This is a genomic window from Pseudoalteromonas sp. G5_S1_14_S5 (assembly GCF_054968605.1).
Map to the genome: position 1 here is coordinate 1 of NZ_JBQKUM010000153.1, position 2,961 is coordinate 2,961.

General features: G+C 34.9%; 1 protein-coding gene. It reads left to right on the forward strand.

Features of this window, described 5'->3' with window-relative positions:
• Nucleotides 1-2,878, forward strand: a 2,878-nt coding sequence (locus tag ACTRWI_RS22165) for a thrombospondin type 3 repeat-containing protein (RefSeq protein ID WP_499133859.1), incomplete at its 5' end; no start/stop codon positions are given.
• Between the last annotated feature and the right edge of the window lie 83 nt (nucleotides 2,879-2,961).

Here is a 2,961-nt window from a genome sequence, read left to right on the forward strand (position 1 = left end):
AGTGAGTGATTTTGCCAACTTGGGCGTCACGGGTGTTGATGCCAATAATTTGAGTGAAGTGAATGGTCAGGTGGAAAGTCAATCGTTAACCACGGTAGCAGAGATTCAAGCTATAACCGATAGCGTCAATGTGATTCAAAGCTACGCGGCAGACAATAATCAACCTATACCAACCGAGAGTGATTATAGAAATATTGGAATAACCGATGTTACAACTAACAACATTAATGATATTAATGACCAAGTTAGCGAACAATCGTTGATAAATATAGCTGATATAGCAAATTTGACGAATAGTCTAAATATAGTAACAGGTTATATGCTTGATAAATCTGCTAAAGAACCAACAGAAATGGATTATAAAAATATTGGCATATTATCTGTGGATAGCGCCAATATAGAATATGTAAATGAAGCTGTGGGCAATAGTGGTAAATCAGCACGTTCTGCTATTGCCGGTATTGTTTCAGAAGTGGTCTTTGAGTTAAGTCGAACCGGTATTGAAATTGCTTCAGATCTGGATGGCGATGGAATTCGTAATGAATGGGATGACGATATCGATGGTGATGGAGTTTTAAATAAAAATGATATTGCCCCATTAGATCCGAATAAGGCGTACGATATAGATGGTGATGGCGTTGCAGATGAAGTTTCTAATCTGAATTTAACTACCTTTGAAATAAATAATAGAGAAAAAATAGAAGTAGAAGGAAATGTTATTTATAAATTCATACCCGTCAGATTATCTAATGGTGCGTTAATAACTGACGCTTCAGCCTTTATGGGGAATTTAAGTATTGTTGATAATGCTATTTTATTTACGCCCCCTGATATTTTACCTAAACAACTCTATATAACATATGAAATAACTTATCTAGACGGTAGTATAGAAAATGAATATATTCTTTTAGCTAATACAACGCCTGTTTCTGAAGGTACTCCACGTTTTGAAAATGTAGAACCTAAATTTATCCAAGCGACAGGGCTATTTACACCAATCATAAGGTTGTCGCCAAAAGCGCTAGATGCATTTGGCAATTCAGTACCTGTTTCTTTGATTAGTAATCAACCCCGTTTACGTTCAGGAAATAATATCGTTTATTGGGAAGCTAATGATGAGAATACAGGAAAAAAACAAATTACAGCGCAATTAATACAAATTAATCCTCAAGTTGAATTTGGCCAAGGTAATTTTATCTATGAAGATACCAAGGTTACATTGAAGGTTTACTTGAGTGGTTATGCACCGGTATATCCTGTAACAATCCCTGTTTTAATAGATGAGACAATATCAACAACAGATGAAGAAGATCACTCATTATTAGAGATAACAAATGTGGTTATAAAATCTGGTTTGGAAGGGAGTATAAGCTTCGATATTACTGGTGATGCATTAGATGAAGGTGAGGAAACATTAAAACTAGAATTAGGACGTGATGTTAATTTAGGAGCAAAGGATACAATAATTTTAACTGTTAAAGAAACACCCCCTCCTCCTATTATTAGAGCCAATGTCGTTAATGATGAAGGTGAATATATAAGTATTACTAATGAAGATTTAAATGAAAATTTGTATTTAAGCTTATCTGTAGAAAACAGTGATAACCCTCTGACGGTCTCATGGTCACATACATCAAAATTAGATAGTAATATCCCTTTAGGTACTATTTCCTCTGAACAAAACTTACTAATAAATAAAATTTTGTCGCCGGGACGTCATCGTTTTTCATCGAAAGCCGTTTCGTTAAATGGAGAGTTTTCAGTTGATACTTATGTTGAAATTAGGGTTGTTGAAACACTTAGATTAAGTGCTGATAAAGATAGTGATAGTGATGGTATTCCTGATTTAGTTGAAGGATTAAAAGATAGTGATGGTGATCTAATTCCAGATTATATTGATTCAGTTAATGGCTGTGAACTACAAGTGATTGATAATGATAGAGTGCAATCCGGTGGTTTTTTTATCCAGTCAACATCTGGAAGCTGCATTAAACTAGGTAAAGTTTCGGAATTAAATAATAGCTACAGTCCGTATGTTAGTGCTGATGAAGCATTATTAGTTACCGAAATTCCTACCGACATAGATTATGAAATTGAATTTAACAACAGTATATTAAGTAATTTTGTTGTCACAAATGTATTAGAGGAAAGTGTGACAGTTGTATTACCTATGATGCAACCACACAACCGTGGAGGAGTGTTTAGAAAGTATACGGAAGAAAGGGGGTGGTTTGATTTCGATACATCTGAGCAAGGTAGTAATATTCGTTATGCAAAAGGGGAGCTAGGTTTTTGTCCTTCGCCTGGGGATAAAATTTATCAAGAAGAACCGATATTAGGCGCAAACTGTTTAGAAATCTCAATTAAAGATGGTGGTATTCATGACAGTGACGGTGAGCGTAACGGCGTTATTGATGATCCTGGCTATATGGCATATACGGAGTTACCAATTCAATTAGAAGATATTGTGGTTGAAGTGCTAACAGAAGCACAAGCTAGTGAAGAATCTAACGAAGTAGGATTCGACTTATGTTTGTATATTCTTATTGAAAACTGTAATTTCAACGTGTTGTCAGTAGAAACTAATTTATTCTTGGATAGCCGTATTAGTGATTCTTGGGTTTATTTAGAGGTACCTTTTGGTGATGGCGATTATAACGGGCGTATAATACTTGAAAATTCAGAGCAGAATGTTGTTTACGTTGACTTTAATTTACTTGTTACAGAAATCATTCCTGAGGAGGAAAGTAATGATGATAAAATAGTAAAAAATGCTGGGCAGCTTGGGCTTTATTTCTGGTTGTTATTAATGGTTACTTTTTACGCTCGTTTCATAGACAGAACCTTAAGCATTAAGCTCAGCGTAAATTCCGTCTAACGCATTTTTTTCTTTATACTTCCTCTTCGCGGACTTTTGAGCGTTCCTTGATATATAACTAGTAGCCCATTCGATTTTATGTA